Genomic DNA, 14712 nt, shown 5'->3' on the forward strand with positions numbered 1-14712 from the left:
ACCCGTTCAGTCCGCGGACAGCACCTGCTCCGCGGTGACCGTGAGCACCTGACCGTTGTCCAGGCTGGGCAGCTCGGTGTCCAGCACACGGTCCAGGGTGAGCCGGATGAGGGTGCCGTGGGCCACCACCATCACGTCCTTGCCGGGGAAGTCCGCGAGGATCGTGCGCAGCACCGAGAGCCCCCGCTGCACCACGTCCTCGGTGGCCTCGCCGTGCTTCTCCATCATGGCGTGGCGCTCGTCGTCGCCCATTCCCGTGCAGTCGCGGCCCTCCACGTCACCGAAGGCGCGCTCCACGAGATCCTCGTAGGTGCGGGAGAGCTCCAGCCCGATCTCCCGCCCGATGACCTGCGCGGTCTCCCTGGCGCGCTGCAGCGGTGAGGAGACCAGCACGTCCCAGTGCCCGCCCGAGGCCGCCAGCTCGCGGCCCACCGCTCGTGCCTGCTCCCGACCGGTGTCGTTGAGGGGGATGTCCGAGCGTCCCTGCAGCCGGCGCTGCAGGTTCCAGTCGGTCTGGCCGTGGCGGATCAGGGTCAGGGTCGTTTCACTCACCCGCCCAACCTACCCCCGGGCCACGGCCACGGACGGTCGACGCCGCCCGCGCCCCACGGCACGTCCGGCGGAGGACACCGTGCCGGTTCCGCAGGGTGGCCCCTGGGAGCTCAACGCCCCGTGAGCCGCCCCCTCGCGGAGCGCGGCGCCCCGCCATTCGGGGGCCTGGCAGAGCACGACGCCGCGCCCCCGATCGGCGGGGCGCGGCGTCGTGGTACCGGCAGTGCCGGGAGACAAGACCTCAGACGCGGGGCTCGTCCTGGGTCTCGATGTCCACGCGCTCCTTGCGCAGGGTGTCCTCGACGACCTCGGTGCGCTCCACCCGACGGGCCACGAGACGCACGCGCTGGTAGGGCACACGCACGGTCTGCACCACGGGCTCGGAGCGGTAGAGGATGACCTCGTCCTCCCCGAGCGGCAGCTCGCGGCCGTCCAGGAACGCCTGGCGCTCCTCGGCCGTGATGGGCGTGCGCACCAGGTCCGGCTCCTCGGAGCCCAGGGTGACCTCCTGGCGCACGGGCTCGGTGACCACGTACTTGCGCAGCCGGGCGCGGCCCGTCTCGGCCTGCTCCCGCTCGATGACCAGCCGCTCCTCGTGACGGATCACGGAGGCGTGGTCCTCGTGGTGGGCTGCTGCTGCGTGGCGGGGATTGCGCGGGTCCTGCCCCGGCGCGGTGTGCTGTGCTGCCATCCTGACCTCCTGGGAGAGTGTGGGTCCGAGATTATCAGCAGGGTTGCCACCCCCGCTCCCCGAGTAGCATGGGGGGACTTCGCTGCGATCCCGGGAGGACGGGCCGATGAGCTACTCGGATGACGGAAACGGCTTCTTCACACGCGCCCTGGACGCGGAGGACCGAGGTGACCACACCCTGGCGGAGACCTCCTACCGGCAGGCCATCGAGCTCTTCCAGGAGTCCGGCCCCGCGCACAGGGAACTCGCCGCGTGCCACTACAACCTGGGGCACATCCACCTGGTCATGGACCGCACCAGCAAGGCGGTGGCGGAGTACCAGAGCGCCCTGGAGCACTTCTCCCGGCTGGAGGGCAGCGGCAAGCACAAAGCCCGTGCGCACCTGATCCTGGGGTCGCTCCTCGTGGAGACCGGTGACCTGCACGGCGCGGAGACGCATCTCCTCGACGCCCTCGGGCAGTACCTGGACGCCCCGCACGAGCCGCGGGACCAGGCGGACTGCTACGTCAACCTCGCGCGCGTCTACCGGGAGACCCGCCGCCACGCCCAGGCCGTGACCGCCTACAACCGCGCCGTGGACTTCTACGAGCAGGACCCGGACTCGTTCCGGGACCGTTCCGACTGCTTCACCGAGCTGGGCGCTCTCCACGAGTCTGCGGGGCAGCTGGACGAGTCCGCCGCGGCCTTCGCGGAGGCGGCCCGGCTGCGGCGCGCCGCCGAGCAGCACGGCGGACGCGCGTGAGCCAGTCCTTGGTCTTCGGATGCATGAACCTGGGCGGTGCCTGGGGCCAGGAGCGCATCCCGGCCGCCCAGTACGACGCCGCCCGCGACGCCGTGCACGCCGCGCACCGTGCCGGGTACACGCTCTTCGACCACGCGGACATCTACATCGGCGGGGACTCCGAGACCGTGTTCGGGCGGATCATCGGCGAGGACGCCGTGCTGCGCCAGGCCGTGCAGGTCCAGACCAAGTGCGGCATCCGGCTCCCCGGGAACACCGCTCCCGCGGGGGCTCCCGCCCACTACCGGCTGGACCGGGACGCCGTCCGCTCCTCGCTCGAGGGTTCCCTGCAACGGCTCGGGGTGGACCGGGTGGAGCGGCTGTTCCTGCACCGCCCGGATCCCCTGACGCCCCCGGAGGAGACCGCCGCCGCCCTGGACGAGCTGCACCAGGAGGGGCTCATCGGCTCCGTGGGGCTGTCCAACATGACCACGGAGCACGTGGTGCAGCTGCGCCGCCACCTGCGGGCACCCGTCACTGCCGTGCAGATGCAGCTGAGCCTGGCCCACCGGAACCTCGTGGAGGCCCAGGTGCTGGCCAACCACCCGGACGGGGCCGCCGTGTCCTTCCCCCGCGGCCTGCCGGAGCTGTGCGCCGCGGAGGGCATCGAGATCCAGGCGTGGGGTGCGCTCGCCGGCGGCGTCTACTCCGGTGCCACCCCTCCCCGGGCCTCCGCCGCGGCCCACGGCCCCTCGGACCAGGGCGAGGCGGGTCGGCGGGACCGCCCGGCCGTCGACGCCGCGGGGGAACCTGACCGTGCGGCGTCGTCCGCCGGTGCCGGGGGCCTCCCCGACACGCCCGAGGAGCGCACGAGCGCGCTGGTCGCCCGACTCGCGGAGCGCCTGGAGGTCCCGGCGGAGGCCGTAGTGGTCGGCTGGCTGCTGCGACTGCCCCACGGCATCCGCCCCGTGGTGGGGACGCTGAATCCCCGGCGGATCGCGGCCTGTGCGCAGGCTCCCCGGGCGGCGCAGCTCATGACGCACGAGGACTGGTACGCCCTGTGGACCGCGGCACGCGGACGCCCGCTGCCGTAGCCCCGCAGTCCTGATGCGCGCCTCCCGTCACCGAACAGTGACCATTCGGTGCTTGCCTGTCCCCCGAGCCGGGGATATTTTCGATCGTTAAGAAGGCGCGGCGGGCTGCCGCGCGGCCGACAGGAAGATGGCAAGCATGGAGCATGACTGGCTCACCCGAGTGCCCGGGCACGTCGTGTGCCGCCCGGACCAGTTCGGCTACCGCACGGACCTCCCGGTGCTCGACGCCCCCGCGGGCCGCCGCCTCCGGGTGGACGGGCTCACGGACGTGGAGCTGCGCGTGGGATCCGGGCACCACCAGTTCGTCATCACCCACGCGGGGCAGAGCTGGGTGGAGACGGTGGGGGTCTTCGAGGACGGCGCCGCCGAGCTGCCCATCCTGCGCGACATCTCGCACCCCTGCCCCTTCGCCTCCCGCGTGGAGGTGGGCTGCACCGTCACCGAGCACTCCGCCCGCGGACTGCGCAAGGAGCTCGCGCGGATCCGGACCACGCTGGAGAGCGCGCCCCTGGCGGTCTGCGTCCAGGACCCGGAGGAGCCGGCCGCCATCACGGCAGCCACGTGCCACGTGGACCGGGAGTCCCACGCCCTGCTGTGGTGGACCTGGCGCGTGCTGCCCGAGCACGGCGCGGTCCTGCGCACGCGCGCCGAGCTGCAGTTCGCCACGGCCCCGGGCGTCGCGGCCTGAGCCCTGCGCGCCCGTCCTGCCTCAGAACGGCGACGGCGCGGTGTGCGGCGCGAGCACGTCCCGCTGCTCACGCGTGAGGCGCAGCACCGTGCGGGTCTCCGGCAGGTAGAACGCCAGCTGGGTCTGCGCGCGCACGCACGGGGAACCGTCCGCGGAGTCCAGGATCTCGAACCCCAGCACCAGGGTGGCGGCCCTCGCCGAGACCACCCACACGCGCACGTCCACCGGTTCGTTGCGGTACTCCAGGGGCCGCAGGTACTTCACGCGGTGCTCTGCGATCAGTGCCTGGGTTCCTTCCGGCAGCACGGAGAACAGCGGAATCCTGGGCGGGACCACCTGCTCCCCCGTGCCCACGGGAACGCCGAAGGCCGCGATCCGAGCTTCCTCCAGAACACGGATGACCTCCACGTTGTTCACGTGGCCGTACGGATCCATGTCCCCCCACCGCAGAGGAACCGGGCAGGTCACGGCGCGTTCGAGGTGTTCATCCGATCGCATGTGCTGACTCCTTGCTGGGCGTTTACCGGCGGACGCACGCAGCCGTGGGTCCCTGCCGTGCTGGGTGAGATGATATCCGCGGCGCGCCCGCCGAACAGCCCCAGTGAGAGGAACCCCGTGGCCCCGACTCCCTCCGGGCACCCCCCTGCGCTCAGGCGGAAGTGGCCCCTCGTGGTGCTGATCACCCTGACGCTCCTCGTGACCCTGTGGCTCGCCGTGTGCCACGCCGTCCTCGACAGCCCGGACGTGGACCCGCCCCGCACCTCCGACGCCGTGTTCGTGCTGGGCCCTCCGGACCCCGCCCGCATGGCCTACGCGGAGGACCTCGTCTACAACCAGCACATCGCGGACGCCCTGGTGGTCTCCACACCGGACGCCCAGCCCTTCGACCCGCCCGAGATGGTGGAGTACTACACCGCCAAGTCGTTCTGCGAACCCCGCGACGGTGTGGAGGTGCTGTGCTTCAAGCCCAATCCCTCCACCACGCAGGGAGAGGCCATCAAGCTGCAGGAGCTCTCGGCGCAGCACGGCTGGGACACCGTCACCGCCGTGACGTTCACCCAGCACGTCTCCCGTTCCCGGCTGATCCTGGAGCGCTGCTACTCCGGGGAGCTGCGGATGTCCGCGGTGGACTTCCAGCTCACGGGCAAGAGTCTCTTCAACCAGTACCTCCACCAGAGCGCCGGGTACGTGAAGGCCTGGGTCACCCCGGGGTGCGACCAGCAGCTGCCCTGGACCCCCAAGTCCGAGGACTGAACCGGAGCGCAGCCGTCCGATCTCGTGGCCCCGCTCCGGATCGTTGCGGCCGGAGGCTCTGAAGGTCGCGCGACGGGCACCCCGCCCACGGGGTCACCGGCCCGCACCGCGGGGACACCGGGCGCGCCCTCTCCGTGGGGACACCGGCCCACTTCGCGGAGACACCGAGCGCGCCGGTCCGCGAGCGGCGTCGCCCCCACGCAGACCGGCCCAGGACGCTGACCGGAGGGCGCTTATGCGGGTCGGAACCCGTTCCTAACCTGGGGTTTCTCTTCTTCCCCGAGGTCTGGAAAGGACCGCCCCATGCCCAGGACCGCCCCGTGATGGGCCCCAGCCACGCCGCATGCGGTGCCGCCGCGTGGGTGGCACTGACCGGCACCTACACCGTGGATCTCGCGGACGTCTCCTTCCCCGTGGGCCTCGGTCTCATGCCCGTGGGGGATCCCGGGGTGGTCACCGGCGCGCTGATCTGCGCCGGGGCGGCCCTGCTGCCGGACCTCGACCACCCGGGCGGAACCGTGGCACGGTCCCTGCCGCCGGTCTCGCGCTGGCTCGCGAAGGGTCTGAGCCGACTCGCCGGCGGGCACCGCCGCGGCACGCACTCGCTTCTGGGCTTGCTTGCGATCATGGTGCTCGCCGAGCTCTCCCAGCGCGCTTCTGTTCCGGTGGGCGACGCCCTGCAGTGGAGCGGCACGGAGTCCGCGGCGGACACGACAGGCGGTGCGGCCACCGGTGCCGCGGTGTCCGGCGGGCTGGGCGCAGGGTCCGGGGGGTCGGGGGCGGTCGGTGACGCGGCGGCGTTGTTGCCCGGGCAGGTGTGGCCGCTGGCCGCGGTGCTGTCCGTGCTGCTGATCGCGTGCGCGGTCAAGGTGCTGGCCTTCGTCCCGGACCGGCTCTCCCACGCCAACTGGGTGGTGGGCATCCTGCTCGGGGCGTTCGTGGCCGCGCACCCCCCGGAGCATCCGCACTGGTTCGTGGTGGCCGTGGGACTCGGGTGCGCCGTGCACATGGCCGGCGACCTGCTGACCACCCAGGGCATCCACCTGCTGTGGCCGCTGCGCCTCCCCCTCCCGCTCCCCGCCTCCCTCTACCGGCGGCGCTCGTTCGTGCGCCTCCCCCTGCTGGGCAACGCCGGATCCGGCCGGGAGATCCTGCTGCTCGTGCCCGTCACGCTGTACGCGGTGGCGGGGCTGCTCTGCGCCGCGATCGCGTGGACGGGGCTCACGGTCAGCATGTGATGGCGACGACGCCGCGGCCCGGGTCGCGGGCGGCGTCGGCCCCGGCTCCGAGCACGCCGCGACGCGCTGTCGCGCGCCGCACCCCGCCTTCCGAGGCCACGATTCGCCAACCCGGGCAGGGTGGGGTAGGCTTTTCGACGTTGCTCACGGGCGTACGCCGAGTGGGACAACGAGCGCGAGTGGCGGAATAGGCAGACGCGCACGGTTCAGGTCCGTGTGCCCGAGAGGGCGTGGGGGTTCAACTCCCCCCTCGCGCACCGCAGGAAGTCCCGTTCGACCGGATGGTCGGGCGGGACTTCTGTCATTCCGATGGTCATGCGCCCCCGGGGACTCTCATCACGCACTTGTCACTCACTTGCACCGTCACTGAGAATCAAAGTGTCAATCAAACTCACAATTTTGTCACTGATGCCAGTACTCTGACGCCACGGCATGGAGCACCGCCCGTCTGCAGTCCGTTCTGGAAGACATGCGTGCCCGCAGGGGAGACACCACCTCGGTCGAAGTCAAACGGGCGTCCGGTGGCCTACCCCACCTCGCCGACACCATCTGTGCCTTCGCAAACATGCCCGGGGGCGGAAGCATCATCCTGGGGGTCGACGAGTCCTCGGGGTCGTTCGACGTGACAGGACTGGACGACGTCGCAGCAGCAGAAAGCGGGCTCGTAGCCACCGCGAGACAATCGGTGTCCCCCTCCCCGCACATCACGACCGAAACCCACACCCTCGATGGGCGTGTGGTGCTCGTGGCCCACGTTGCCCCATTGCGCATCGTCGACAAACCGGCAACTACGGGCGGTCGAGCCTACCTACGGCAATCGGACGGCGACTACACCATGCAGGAGCACGAACTCCGGATGCTGGAGGTGGCCAAGCTGCACGCTGACGAACAGGTCGACTACGACCTTCAGCCAGCGCGGGGCCGCTCCATCGACGATCTGCTGCCCGAGGCGGTGAGCACGTACCTTCACACCACCCGCGAGCGGGACCAGCGCCTTCGATCGCTTGACGACGACAAGATTCTTCGCACGACCTCGGTGGTGACGGCGGACGGCGTTCCGACCCTCGCAGGACTCTATGCCCTCGGCATGTATCCCCAGGGACACTATCCAGGGCTCACTGTCACGGCTGCCGTGCAGCTGCCGGAGAGCGGGGGCAATGTTCGAAATCAGAATTTGGAGGATTTCACCGGGCCACTCCCCGTCCTTCTCGAAGACCTCTTGGCATGGGTTCGGCGGAACCTGGGGACAGTTCAGCGGTACAGGGAAGACGGGCACATGGAATCCGTGGCCGAGATCCCGTTGAACGCCGTCCGAGAGCTCATCGGAAATGCTCTCGTCCACCGGGATTTGGGACCGAACACCCTCGGTGTGGGCAAGTCGATCCAGGTCAGACTGACGCCAAGAAATCTGTTCGTCCTGAGCCCCGGGGGACTGCGCGGGGTGTCTCTCGCACAGCTTGAAAGTGAGGACCATGCTCAGGCTGCAGTGAACCAGCGCGTTTACCAGATGGCAAAAAAGCTCACCACGAGTGACGGCGCTTCGATCATCGAAGGCGAGGGCGGCGGGCTCCGGGAGGTCTACGACGCCGCCCGCCGGCACGGCCTGCCGCGCCCGCAGTTGCACGACACGGGGGTGCAGTTCAAGGCACTGCTGTGGCGCCCCACGAGCCAGACCCCGCATTCCGGGACTCCGCCAGCTGCGAGCGCAGCGCAGCGCAGCAAGGCCACGCCGCAAACCTCCGCCCCTACCGTTCACGAAGCCAAGGTGCTGGAGGTTCTGCGTCTCCATTCCCCTCTTCGGCTGGAAGATCTCGCAGTCCAGACGGGTTTGACCACATCCCAACTCCGCTATGCCCTGCGCTTGCCGCTCGCGGAGGGTCTTGTGGCGATGCAGGGCGGCCAGGGACGCAAGGGGACGCGGTACGTCATGAACAACGACGCATAGGGCTGCCGCCGTCGTCGACAACCATCTTTCGAAAATGGGCAGTTGCGCGTCCGCCACGAAAGACTGCAAGCCGCACTGCACGAGCAGTGGTGGGTGCGCCGGTACGAACCAAGGCATCCATTTGGGTTGTTCGCGACTTCTCAACTCGCCGGGGCCCGAATTATCCCTCCTGTGCCGCGGCCGACCCGCCCACCTGCGCGAACAGCGGCAGCACCCGGTTCTGGAAGTGGGTCTGCAGCACCACCACGCTGCGGGTGCGGTTCACGGCTCCGGTCCGGGCGATCGCGTCGATGACCCGCTGCAGGTCGTCGTTGGAGCGGGCCACCACGCGGACCATCACGTCGTGGTCCCCGGAGACCGTGTACATCTCGATCACCTCGGGGATCTCGCGCAGCGCCTCCCCCACGGGAACGTGGCCCACCCCCTGGCTGATCTCGATGGAGACGATCGCCATCACGGGGTAGCCGAACCGGGCCGGGTTCAAGGTGGGTGCCACGTCCTGGATGACACCCGCAGCCTTGAGCTTGTCGAGGCGGGACTGCACAGTGGGGCGGGCCACCCCGAGCGCGCGCGACGCCGCGAGCACCCCGATCCCGGAATCCTCGCTGAACAGCTGCACGATCCGGACGTCGAGCTCGTCGATCTTCATATCCGATCCCCTTGCCTGAGTACCGCCTGAGTGCCACCGCACACGCGTTGCACATGACATATTGTGCAGTGATCACCGGCACACACGCTGAGAACTGCACATTGTGCTCACTCCGGACTGACCCGGTTGTGCGCCCCCATGGGCTGTGTCACTGTGACTGCCACCACAGATCCCGCAAGGAGTCCTTCGTGTCCCATCATTCTTCGGGAGACGCGGCCCGATCCGCCGTGTCCCTGCGTTCCGCCCTGCAGTCGCTTCCCCCGTACAAGCCGGGGAAGTCCGCGGCCTCGTCCGACGTCACCACGTACAAGCTGTCCTCGAACGAGAACCCGTACCCGCCCCTGCCGTCCGTCCTGGACGCGGTCAACCAGATGTCCCCGGAGATGAACCTCTACCCGGACATGACCTGCCAGGCCGTCACGGAAGCCGTGGCCAGCCGCTGGGGCGTGGACCCCTCCTCCGTGAGCTTCGGCAGCGGTTCCGTGGAGGTCGCCTCCCAGATCATCCGCGCCGTGTGCGAGGAGGGGGACGAGGTCGTCTTCGCGTGGCGCTCCTTCGAGGCGTACCCGATCCTCACGGGGCTCGCGGGCGCCAAGGCCGTGCACGTGCCGCTGGACGAGAACGAGCGCCACGACCTGCCAGCCATGGCCGCTGCCGTCACCGAGCGCACCAAGGTGATCCTGGTCTGCACGCCCAACAACCCCACCGGCACCTCCGTGACCGCTGACGAGCTCCACGAGTTCATGAAGCAGGTCCCCGAGCACGTGCTCGTGGTGGTGGACGAGGCCTACGTGCACTTCAACGTGGACCCGGACGCGGCCCGCGGCATCGACTTCTTCCGCGCCTACCCGAACGTGGTGGTCCTCCACACGTTCTCCAAGGCGTACGGGCTGGCCGGTCTGCGGATCGGCTACGCGATCTCACCGGACTACATCAGCGCCGCGCTGCGGGCTGTGGCCATTCCCTTCGGAGTGACCAACCTGGCGCAGCAGGCGGCCCTGGCCAGCCTCGCCGCAGAGTCCGAGGTCGAGGAGCGCATCACCGCCCTCGTGGAGCAGCGCGACCACGTGCACCAGCGGCTCACGGAGCAGGGCTGGGACGTCGTGGAGTCGCAGGCGAACTTCGTGTGGCTGCGCACCGGTGAGCACACCGCGGCCGCGGAGGAGATCTTCACCCGGCACGGCGTGATCGTGCGCGCCTTCACCGACGAGGGCATCCGCGTGAGCATCGGCTCCCCCGCCGGCAACCAGGCCTTCCTGGTGGCTGCGGAGGAAGTCCGCGCCCACCTCGACGGCGCCGCGACCTCCCGGAACGAGGGCTGAACCCCATGAGCACCACCCCTCAGGCCCCGGGTCACGCCCCGGACGCCTCCACCAAGACCGTCCGCGGCCTCAAGCCCCGCCAGCTGACCATGATGGGACTGGGCGGCGCGATCGGCGCGGGCCTGTTCCTGGGCAGCGGCAAGGGCGTGGCCGTGGCGGGCCCCGCCATCCTCGTCTCCTACGTGGTGGCGGGCGCCCTGGTGGTCCTCATCATGTGGATGATCGGCGAGCTCTCCGCCGCGAACCCCACGAGCGGCGCCTTCTCCACCCACGCGCAGAACGCCTTCGGCCCCGTGGCCGGGTACACCGTGGGCTGGCTGTACTGGGTGCAGCTCGCGGTCGTGACCGCCGCCGAAGCCAACGGAGCCGCCACGATCCTCACGGGCATCCTGGGGGACTCCGTGGCAGGGATCGGCGTGCCACCCACATGGGTGCTGAGCCTGGTCTTCATGGCCGTCTTCACCGTGATCAACATGTTCGCCGTGAGCAAGTACGGCGAGTTCGAGTTCTGGTTCGCGTTCCTCAAGGTGGGCGTGATCCTGGCGTTCCTGGTGGTCGGCATCCTGATGCTCTTCGGAGTGATCCCCGGCCACGAGGGCGGGCTGTCCAACTTCCAGGACTTCGCCCCCACCGGGATCGCCGGTGTGGGTGCGGGCCTGCTGATCGTGATCTTCTCCTTCGGCGGCACCGAGATCGTGGCGATCGCCGCGGGTGAGACCGCGGACCCGCAGAAGAGCGTGGCCACGGCCATCCGCACCGTGGCGTGGCGCATCGTGCTGTTCTACATCGGCTCGGTGTTCATCATGGTCGCGATCCTGCCGCCCTCCCAGGCGGATCCGCCCGAGGGCCCCTTCGCGGCGGTGCTGAACGTCGCCGGCCTCCCGGCTGCGGGCAGCATCATGGCTCTGATCGCCGTGTTCGCCCTGCTCAGTGCGCTCAACGCCAACATCTATGCCGCGTCACGCATGATGCACTCCCTGGCCCAGCGCAACTACGCGCCGGCCGCGATCAAGCGCACCGCGCACAACAGTGTGCCGCGCCGCGCCGTGCTGCTCACGGTGTCCTTCGGGTTCGTGGCGAGCATCCTGGAGGCGCTGTTCCCGGGCAAGGTGCTGGACACGCTGCTGGCAATCGTGGGCTCCACGATCATCATCATCTGGATCTCCGTGGCCGCCTCGCAGATCACCCTGCGCCACCGCCGCGAGCGGGAGAACCCCGGGGTGCGTGCCAGCACGTATACCATGCCGCTCTTCCCGTTCCTGTCCTACCTCACGGTGGCCATGCTCGTGCTGATCGTGGTGGTCACCATGTTCGACCCAGCCTCCCGCAACCAGCTGCTGCTCACGGTCACCGCCACGGCGCTGATCGCGCTGACGGGCGTGTTCGTGACCCGCCGCTCCGAGCAGCCCGCCACCGAGCACGCGGACCTCGGCGAGTAGGAGCGGCACGCATGAGCACGCACGACGACGCCGCGGCCGCCCACGATTCCGGCTCGCCCCGCGGGACGACCGCCGGTCGGGCCGCCGTGGCGGCGCTGCGGGAGCACGGCGTGGACACCGTGTTCGGGATCCCCGGTGTGCAGACCTACGAGCTGTTCGAGGCTCTGCGGAAGGAACCCGGCATCGAGGTCATTGCCACGCGGCACGAGCAGGCGAGCGCCTACATGGCGCTGGGCTACGCCCAGTCCACCGGGCGCCCGGGCGTGTTCAGCGTGGTGCCCGGACCGGGCGTGCTCAATGCCGGCGCGGGCATGCTGACCTCGCTGGCGACGAGCACGCCCACGGTGTGCCTCACGAGCGAGATCCCCACCGAGTTCATCGGCAGGGGGATGGGCCACCTGCACGAGATGCCGGACCAGCAGGCCACGGTGGCCTCGTTCACCAAGTCCGCGTGCACCGTGACCGACCCCGCCGAGGTGCCCGCGGCGGTGGCCGAGGCGTTCACCCGAGCGACCGGCGGGCGGCCCGGACCCAGCGTCGTCGCCATCCCGTGGGATGTGCTCACGCAGAAGGCGGAGATGCAGAGCGTGGTGGCGCCGCCCGTGGCTGCACCGGAGGCGGACGCGGGTGAGGTGGCCCGCGCCGCGGAGCTGCTGCGCTCCGCCCGCAACCCCATGCTCATGGTGGGCAGCGGTGCCCGGCACGCGGGCACGGAGATTCTGGCCCTGGCCGAGAAGCTGCAGGCCCCTGTGGTGTCCCTACGGGGTGGTCGCGGGATCGTGTCCGACGAGCACCCGCTGGGGTTCACGAGCGCTCAGGGCTTCGAGCGCTGGGCGGAGACGGACGTGCTGCTCGGCATCGGCACCCGGCAGGAGCTCGTGTGGTTCCGCTGGCCGGACACCCCCGAGGGGCTGCGCACCGTGAACGTGGACATCGACGCGGCCCAGCAGGATCGGCTCACGCCGGACGTGCCGCTCACCGGGGACGCCCGGGCGGTCACCGCGCAGCTGCTCGAAGCCCTCGACGACATGCCCGCACGGGCATCCCGCTCCGCGGAGTTCGAGGAGGTCAAGGAGGGCGTCCGGGCCGAGATTGCACAGCTGCAGCCCCACAGCGACTACCTGGCCGCGATCCGCGAGACGCTCCCCCGGGACGGATACTTCGTGGAGGAGGTCTCGCAGATCGGCTTCGCGTCCATCTTTGCACTGGAGGTCTACGAGCCCCGCCACTTCATCACCAGCGGCTACCAGGGCAACCTGGGATACGGCTTCCAGACGGCGCTGGGGGTGCAGGCCGCGAACCGGGACAGCGTGGTGGTCTCCGTGACCGGGGACGGTGGTTTCCTGTACGGCGTGCAGGAGCTCGCCACCGCCGTGCAGCACGGGCTGAACCTCATCACGGTGGTGTTCGACAACCAGGCCTTTGGCAACGTCCAGGCGGACCAGGTGCGGATCTACGGCCACGGCTCCGCCACCGAGCTGGCCAATCCGGACTTCGTGGCGCTGGCGGAGTCCTTCGGTGCCCTGGGCCTGCGCGCCACGTCCCCGGACGAGCTGCGCACGGCCATGACGGAGGCGATCGCCGCCCGGCGCCCCACGGTGATCGAGGTGCCCATGCCGCTGTCCCTCGAGCAGAGCCCCTGGAAGTTCCTCATGCCCGCGAGCCGCGCGAAGGCCGCGGAGCCGGAACGGCCCTGAGCGCGCGGCAGCGGTGACCACGGCGGGGCACGACGCCGCCGTGGTCAGCCCCGCGCGACCGTCACCTTCCCCGTGGCGCGGTGCCACGTGGCGGTGCACCCGTTGGAGAACTTCTGCGCCATGCCCCCGGACACCGCGTACTCGTCCGTGACGGGAAAGCCCCAGCCGTGCTCGTGTCCTGCCCTGGACCATGCCGAGCCGATCCCCCCGCTGAGCTTGACCACGTGCGTTCCTCCGCGGGGCGAGTACATGGCCCGGAAGCGGGCGCTGCCCTGGTGGAAGTCCTGGTACGCGCCACCGGGGAGAAGCTTCTCCGCCATCACGGGATATCCCCACGCGCGTTCCAGACCGGCGGCCCGGTACGCGTTGCCGATGCCGGTCCCCCACTTCACGGGGTGCGCCCCGGTCTGCGAGCTCCAGTAGTAGGTGTAGTTGGCCGTGAAGCCCTGGTAGACCCCGCCCCGGTGGCCAGTGGGCTTCTCGGGGGAGGTGGGCTGTCCGTAGCGCGCCGCCCCGCCGGTGGCCAGGTAGTCGGTCCTGATGGCGCCCTTCAACCATGACGAGGTCTGTGCGGGTGGAGCCGGGGGCAGTGCCGCGAGGTCGTGACGCAACAGGCCCACGATGTCGTACTCCTCGTGGTCGACCCCCGGCAGGGTGGACAGGGAGGTGCGGGTGAACCCGTCCTTCACGTAGCGCTTCTGGCCCTTGGTCGCCGCGTTGCGGGCCGACCACGTGGGCGGGTTGGTGCTGCCCGCCACGTCCTCGGACCCCACGTGCCAGGTCAGGGGCAGGGAGCGCACCGCGGCCCCGGGCGCAGTCTGCATCCCGTAGGAGCCGCCGCCGCCGATGATCGTGGCGCCACCGCCCTTGATCCAGCCCTGCCGGTCCGCGAGCAGCTCGTAGGTGATGAACTCGGCCCCGCCCGAGTAGCCGGTGAGCCACACGCGGGAGGTGTCCAGCCCGTACCGGGCCGTGAGGGAACTCTGCAGGGCCCGGAACCAGTCGCCGTTGGCATCCGTTTCCTCCCACCACGTGATGCCGTTGCCTCTGGCCTGACGGTCCGGTGAGATTGGGACCACCAGCACCATGTTCTTCTTCCGGGCCTCCGCGGCCATGGCCCGCATGTGCGATCCCCCGGGGTCGTGGACCCAGGACTCGCCGGGCTTGTCGTAGTCGCCACCCAGGTAGAAGACCGCTCCCACGGCCTTCGAGGGGTCCAGGCCGTCCGCGTAGACGTGGTAGGTGGAGGTCAGTCCCGCCGCGGTGAACCTCTGGTGGAACGCCGTGGTGGGCACTGCGGCTCGCGGCGCGTGCACGGCCGCCGGTTGCGGCTGCGGTGGGGCTGCTGCGGCGGGAGAGCCGGCCAGCAGGGTCAGAGTTGCCGCGCACAGGGCTGCAGCGGGCATGACGGTAGAACGGGGG

General features: G+C 70.3%; 14 protein-coding genes and 1 tRNA gene. 10 read left to right on the forward strand and 5 right to left on the reverse strand.

Features of this window, described 5'->3' with window-relative positions; all coding sequences use genetic code 11:
• Positions 1-6: 6 nt before the first annotated feature.
• Together QL985_RS07760 and QL985_RS07765 are read right to left on the reverse strand one after the other, a co-directional pair.
• On the reverse strand, positions 7-552 hold the full coding sequence (locus QL985_RS07760) for a histidine phosphatase family protein (RefSeq protein WP_039100974.1): 546 nt from the start codon (positions 550-552) through the stop codon (positions 7-9).
• 241 nt (positions 553-793) lie between these two features.
• A complete protein-coding gene (locus QL985_RS07765; protein WP_019311079.1) occupies positions 794-1243 on the reverse strand; it encodes a YsnF/AvaK domain-containing protein in 450 nt (149 codons plus the stop codon).
• Positions 1244-1349: 106 nt separating this feature from the next.
• On the opposite strand from QL985_RS07765, the gene QL985_RS07770 reads away from it, so the two are divergent.
• The 3 genes from QL985_RS07770 (at position 1350) to QL985_RS07780 (ending at position 3746) form a co-directional block, all read left to right on the forward strand.
• Positions 1350-1985 (forward strand): tetratricopeptide repeat protein, encoded by a 636-nt coding sequence (locus tag QL985_RS07770; protein ID WP_019311078.1) that lies wholly within the window; start codon positions 1350-1352, stop codon positions 1983-1985.
• On the forward strand, positions 1982-3058 hold the full coding sequence (locus tag QL985_RS07775) for an aldo/keto reductase (RefSeq protein ID WP_259905864.1): 1077 nt from the start codon (positions 1982-1984) through the stop codon (positions 3056-3058). The genes QL985_RS07770 and QL985_RS07775 overlap by 4 nt, the downstream gene beginning before the upstream one ends.
• A 136-nt stretch (positions 3059-3194) precedes the next feature.
• Positions 3195-3746 (forward strand): DUF2617 family protein, encoded by a 552-nt coding sequence (locus QL985_RS07780; RefSeq protein ID WP_019311076.1) that lies wholly within the window; start codon positions 3195-3197, stop codon positions 3744-3746.
• A 21-nt stretch (positions 3747-3767) separates the two neighbouring features.
• Here the strand turns inward: QL985_RS07780 and QL985_RS07785 are convergent, their stop codons facing one another.
• Positions 3768-4244 carry an acyl-CoA thioesterase gene (locus tag QL985_RS07785; protein ID WP_019311075.1) on the reverse strand — a complete coding sequence of 159 codons (477 nt, stop codon included), beginning with the start codon at positions 4242-4244 and terminating at the stop codon, positions 3768-3770.
• Positions 4245-4361: 117 nt separating this feature from the next.
• Here QL985_RS07785 and QL985_RS07790 point away from each other — a divergent pair, with 117 nt between their 5' ends.
• From QL985_RS07790 to QL985_RS07805, 4 genes are all read left to right on the forward strand, one after another.
• On the forward strand, positions 4362-5000 hold the full coding sequence (locus QL985_RS07790; protein WP_259905862.1) for a YdcF family protein: 639 nt from the start codon (positions 4362-4364) through the stop codon (positions 4998-5000).
• Positions 5001-5323: 323 nt separating this feature from the next.
• A complete protein-coding gene (locus tag QL985_RS07795) occupies positions 5324-6238 on the forward strand; it encodes a metal-dependent hydrolase (RefSeq protein WP_019311073.1) in 915 nt (304 codons plus the stop codon).
• A 173-nt stretch (positions 6239-6411) separates the two neighbouring features.
• A tRNA-Leu gene (locus tag QL985_RS07800) sits at positions 6412-6495 on the forward strand.
• Positions 6496-6707: 212 nt separating this feature from the next.
• Positions 6708-8183, forward strand: a complete 1476-nt coding sequence (locus QL985_RS07805; RefSeq protein ID WP_019311072.1) for an RNA-binding domain-containing protein — start codon at positions 6708-6710, stop codon at positions 8181-8183.
• 160 nt (positions 8184-8343) lie between these two features.
• Here QL985_RS07805 and QL985_RS07810 read toward each other — a convergent pair whose 3' ends face one another.
• A complete protein-coding gene (locus QL985_RS07810) occupies positions 8344-8832 on the reverse strand; it encodes an Lrp/AsnC family transcriptional regulator (RefSeq protein ID WP_019311071.1) in 489 nt (162 codons plus the stop codon).
• A 188-nt stretch (positions 8833-9020) separates the two neighbouring features.
• On the opposite strand from QL985_RS07810, the gene hisC reads away from it, so the two are divergent.
• Genes hisC through QL985_RS07825 form a run of 3 tightly spaced genes read left to right on the forward strand, consistent with a single transcriptional unit; the run spans position 9021 to position 13290 of the window.
• Positions 9021-10154, forward strand: a complete 1134-nt coding sequence (hisC, locus tag QL985_RS07815) for a histidinol-phosphate transaminase (RefSeq protein ID WP_259905860.1) — start codon at positions 9021-9023, stop codon at positions 10152-10154.
• A 5-nt stretch (positions 10155-10159) separates the two neighbouring features.
• Complete coding sequence (locus QL985_RS07820) at positions 10160-11593, forward strand: amino acid permease (RefSeq protein ID WP_039101375.1); 1434 nt, start codon at positions 10160-10162, stop codon at positions 11591-11593.
• Positions 11594-11604: 11 nt separating this feature from the next.
• Positions 11605-13290 carry a thiamine pyrophosphate-dependent enzyme gene (locus QL985_RS07825; RefSeq protein WP_039101374.1) on the forward strand — a complete coding sequence of 562 codons (1686 nt, stop codon included), beginning with the start codon at positions 11605-11607 and terminating at the stop codon, positions 13288-13290.
• 44 nt (positions 13291-13334) lie between these two features.
• Here QL985_RS07825 and QL985_RS07830 read toward each other — a convergent pair.
• Positions 13335-14712 (reverse strand): hypothetical protein (locus QL985_RS07830; RefSeq protein WP_290147705.1); only part of this gene is annotated, 1378 nt, incomplete at its 5' end.

The sequence above is a fragment of the Kocuria sp. APC 4018 genome (genome assembly GCF_030407675.1).
GTDB classification, from domain to species: domain Bacteria; phylum Actinomycetota; class Actinomycetes; order Actinomycetales; family Micrococcaceae; genus Kocuria; species Kocuria rhizophila.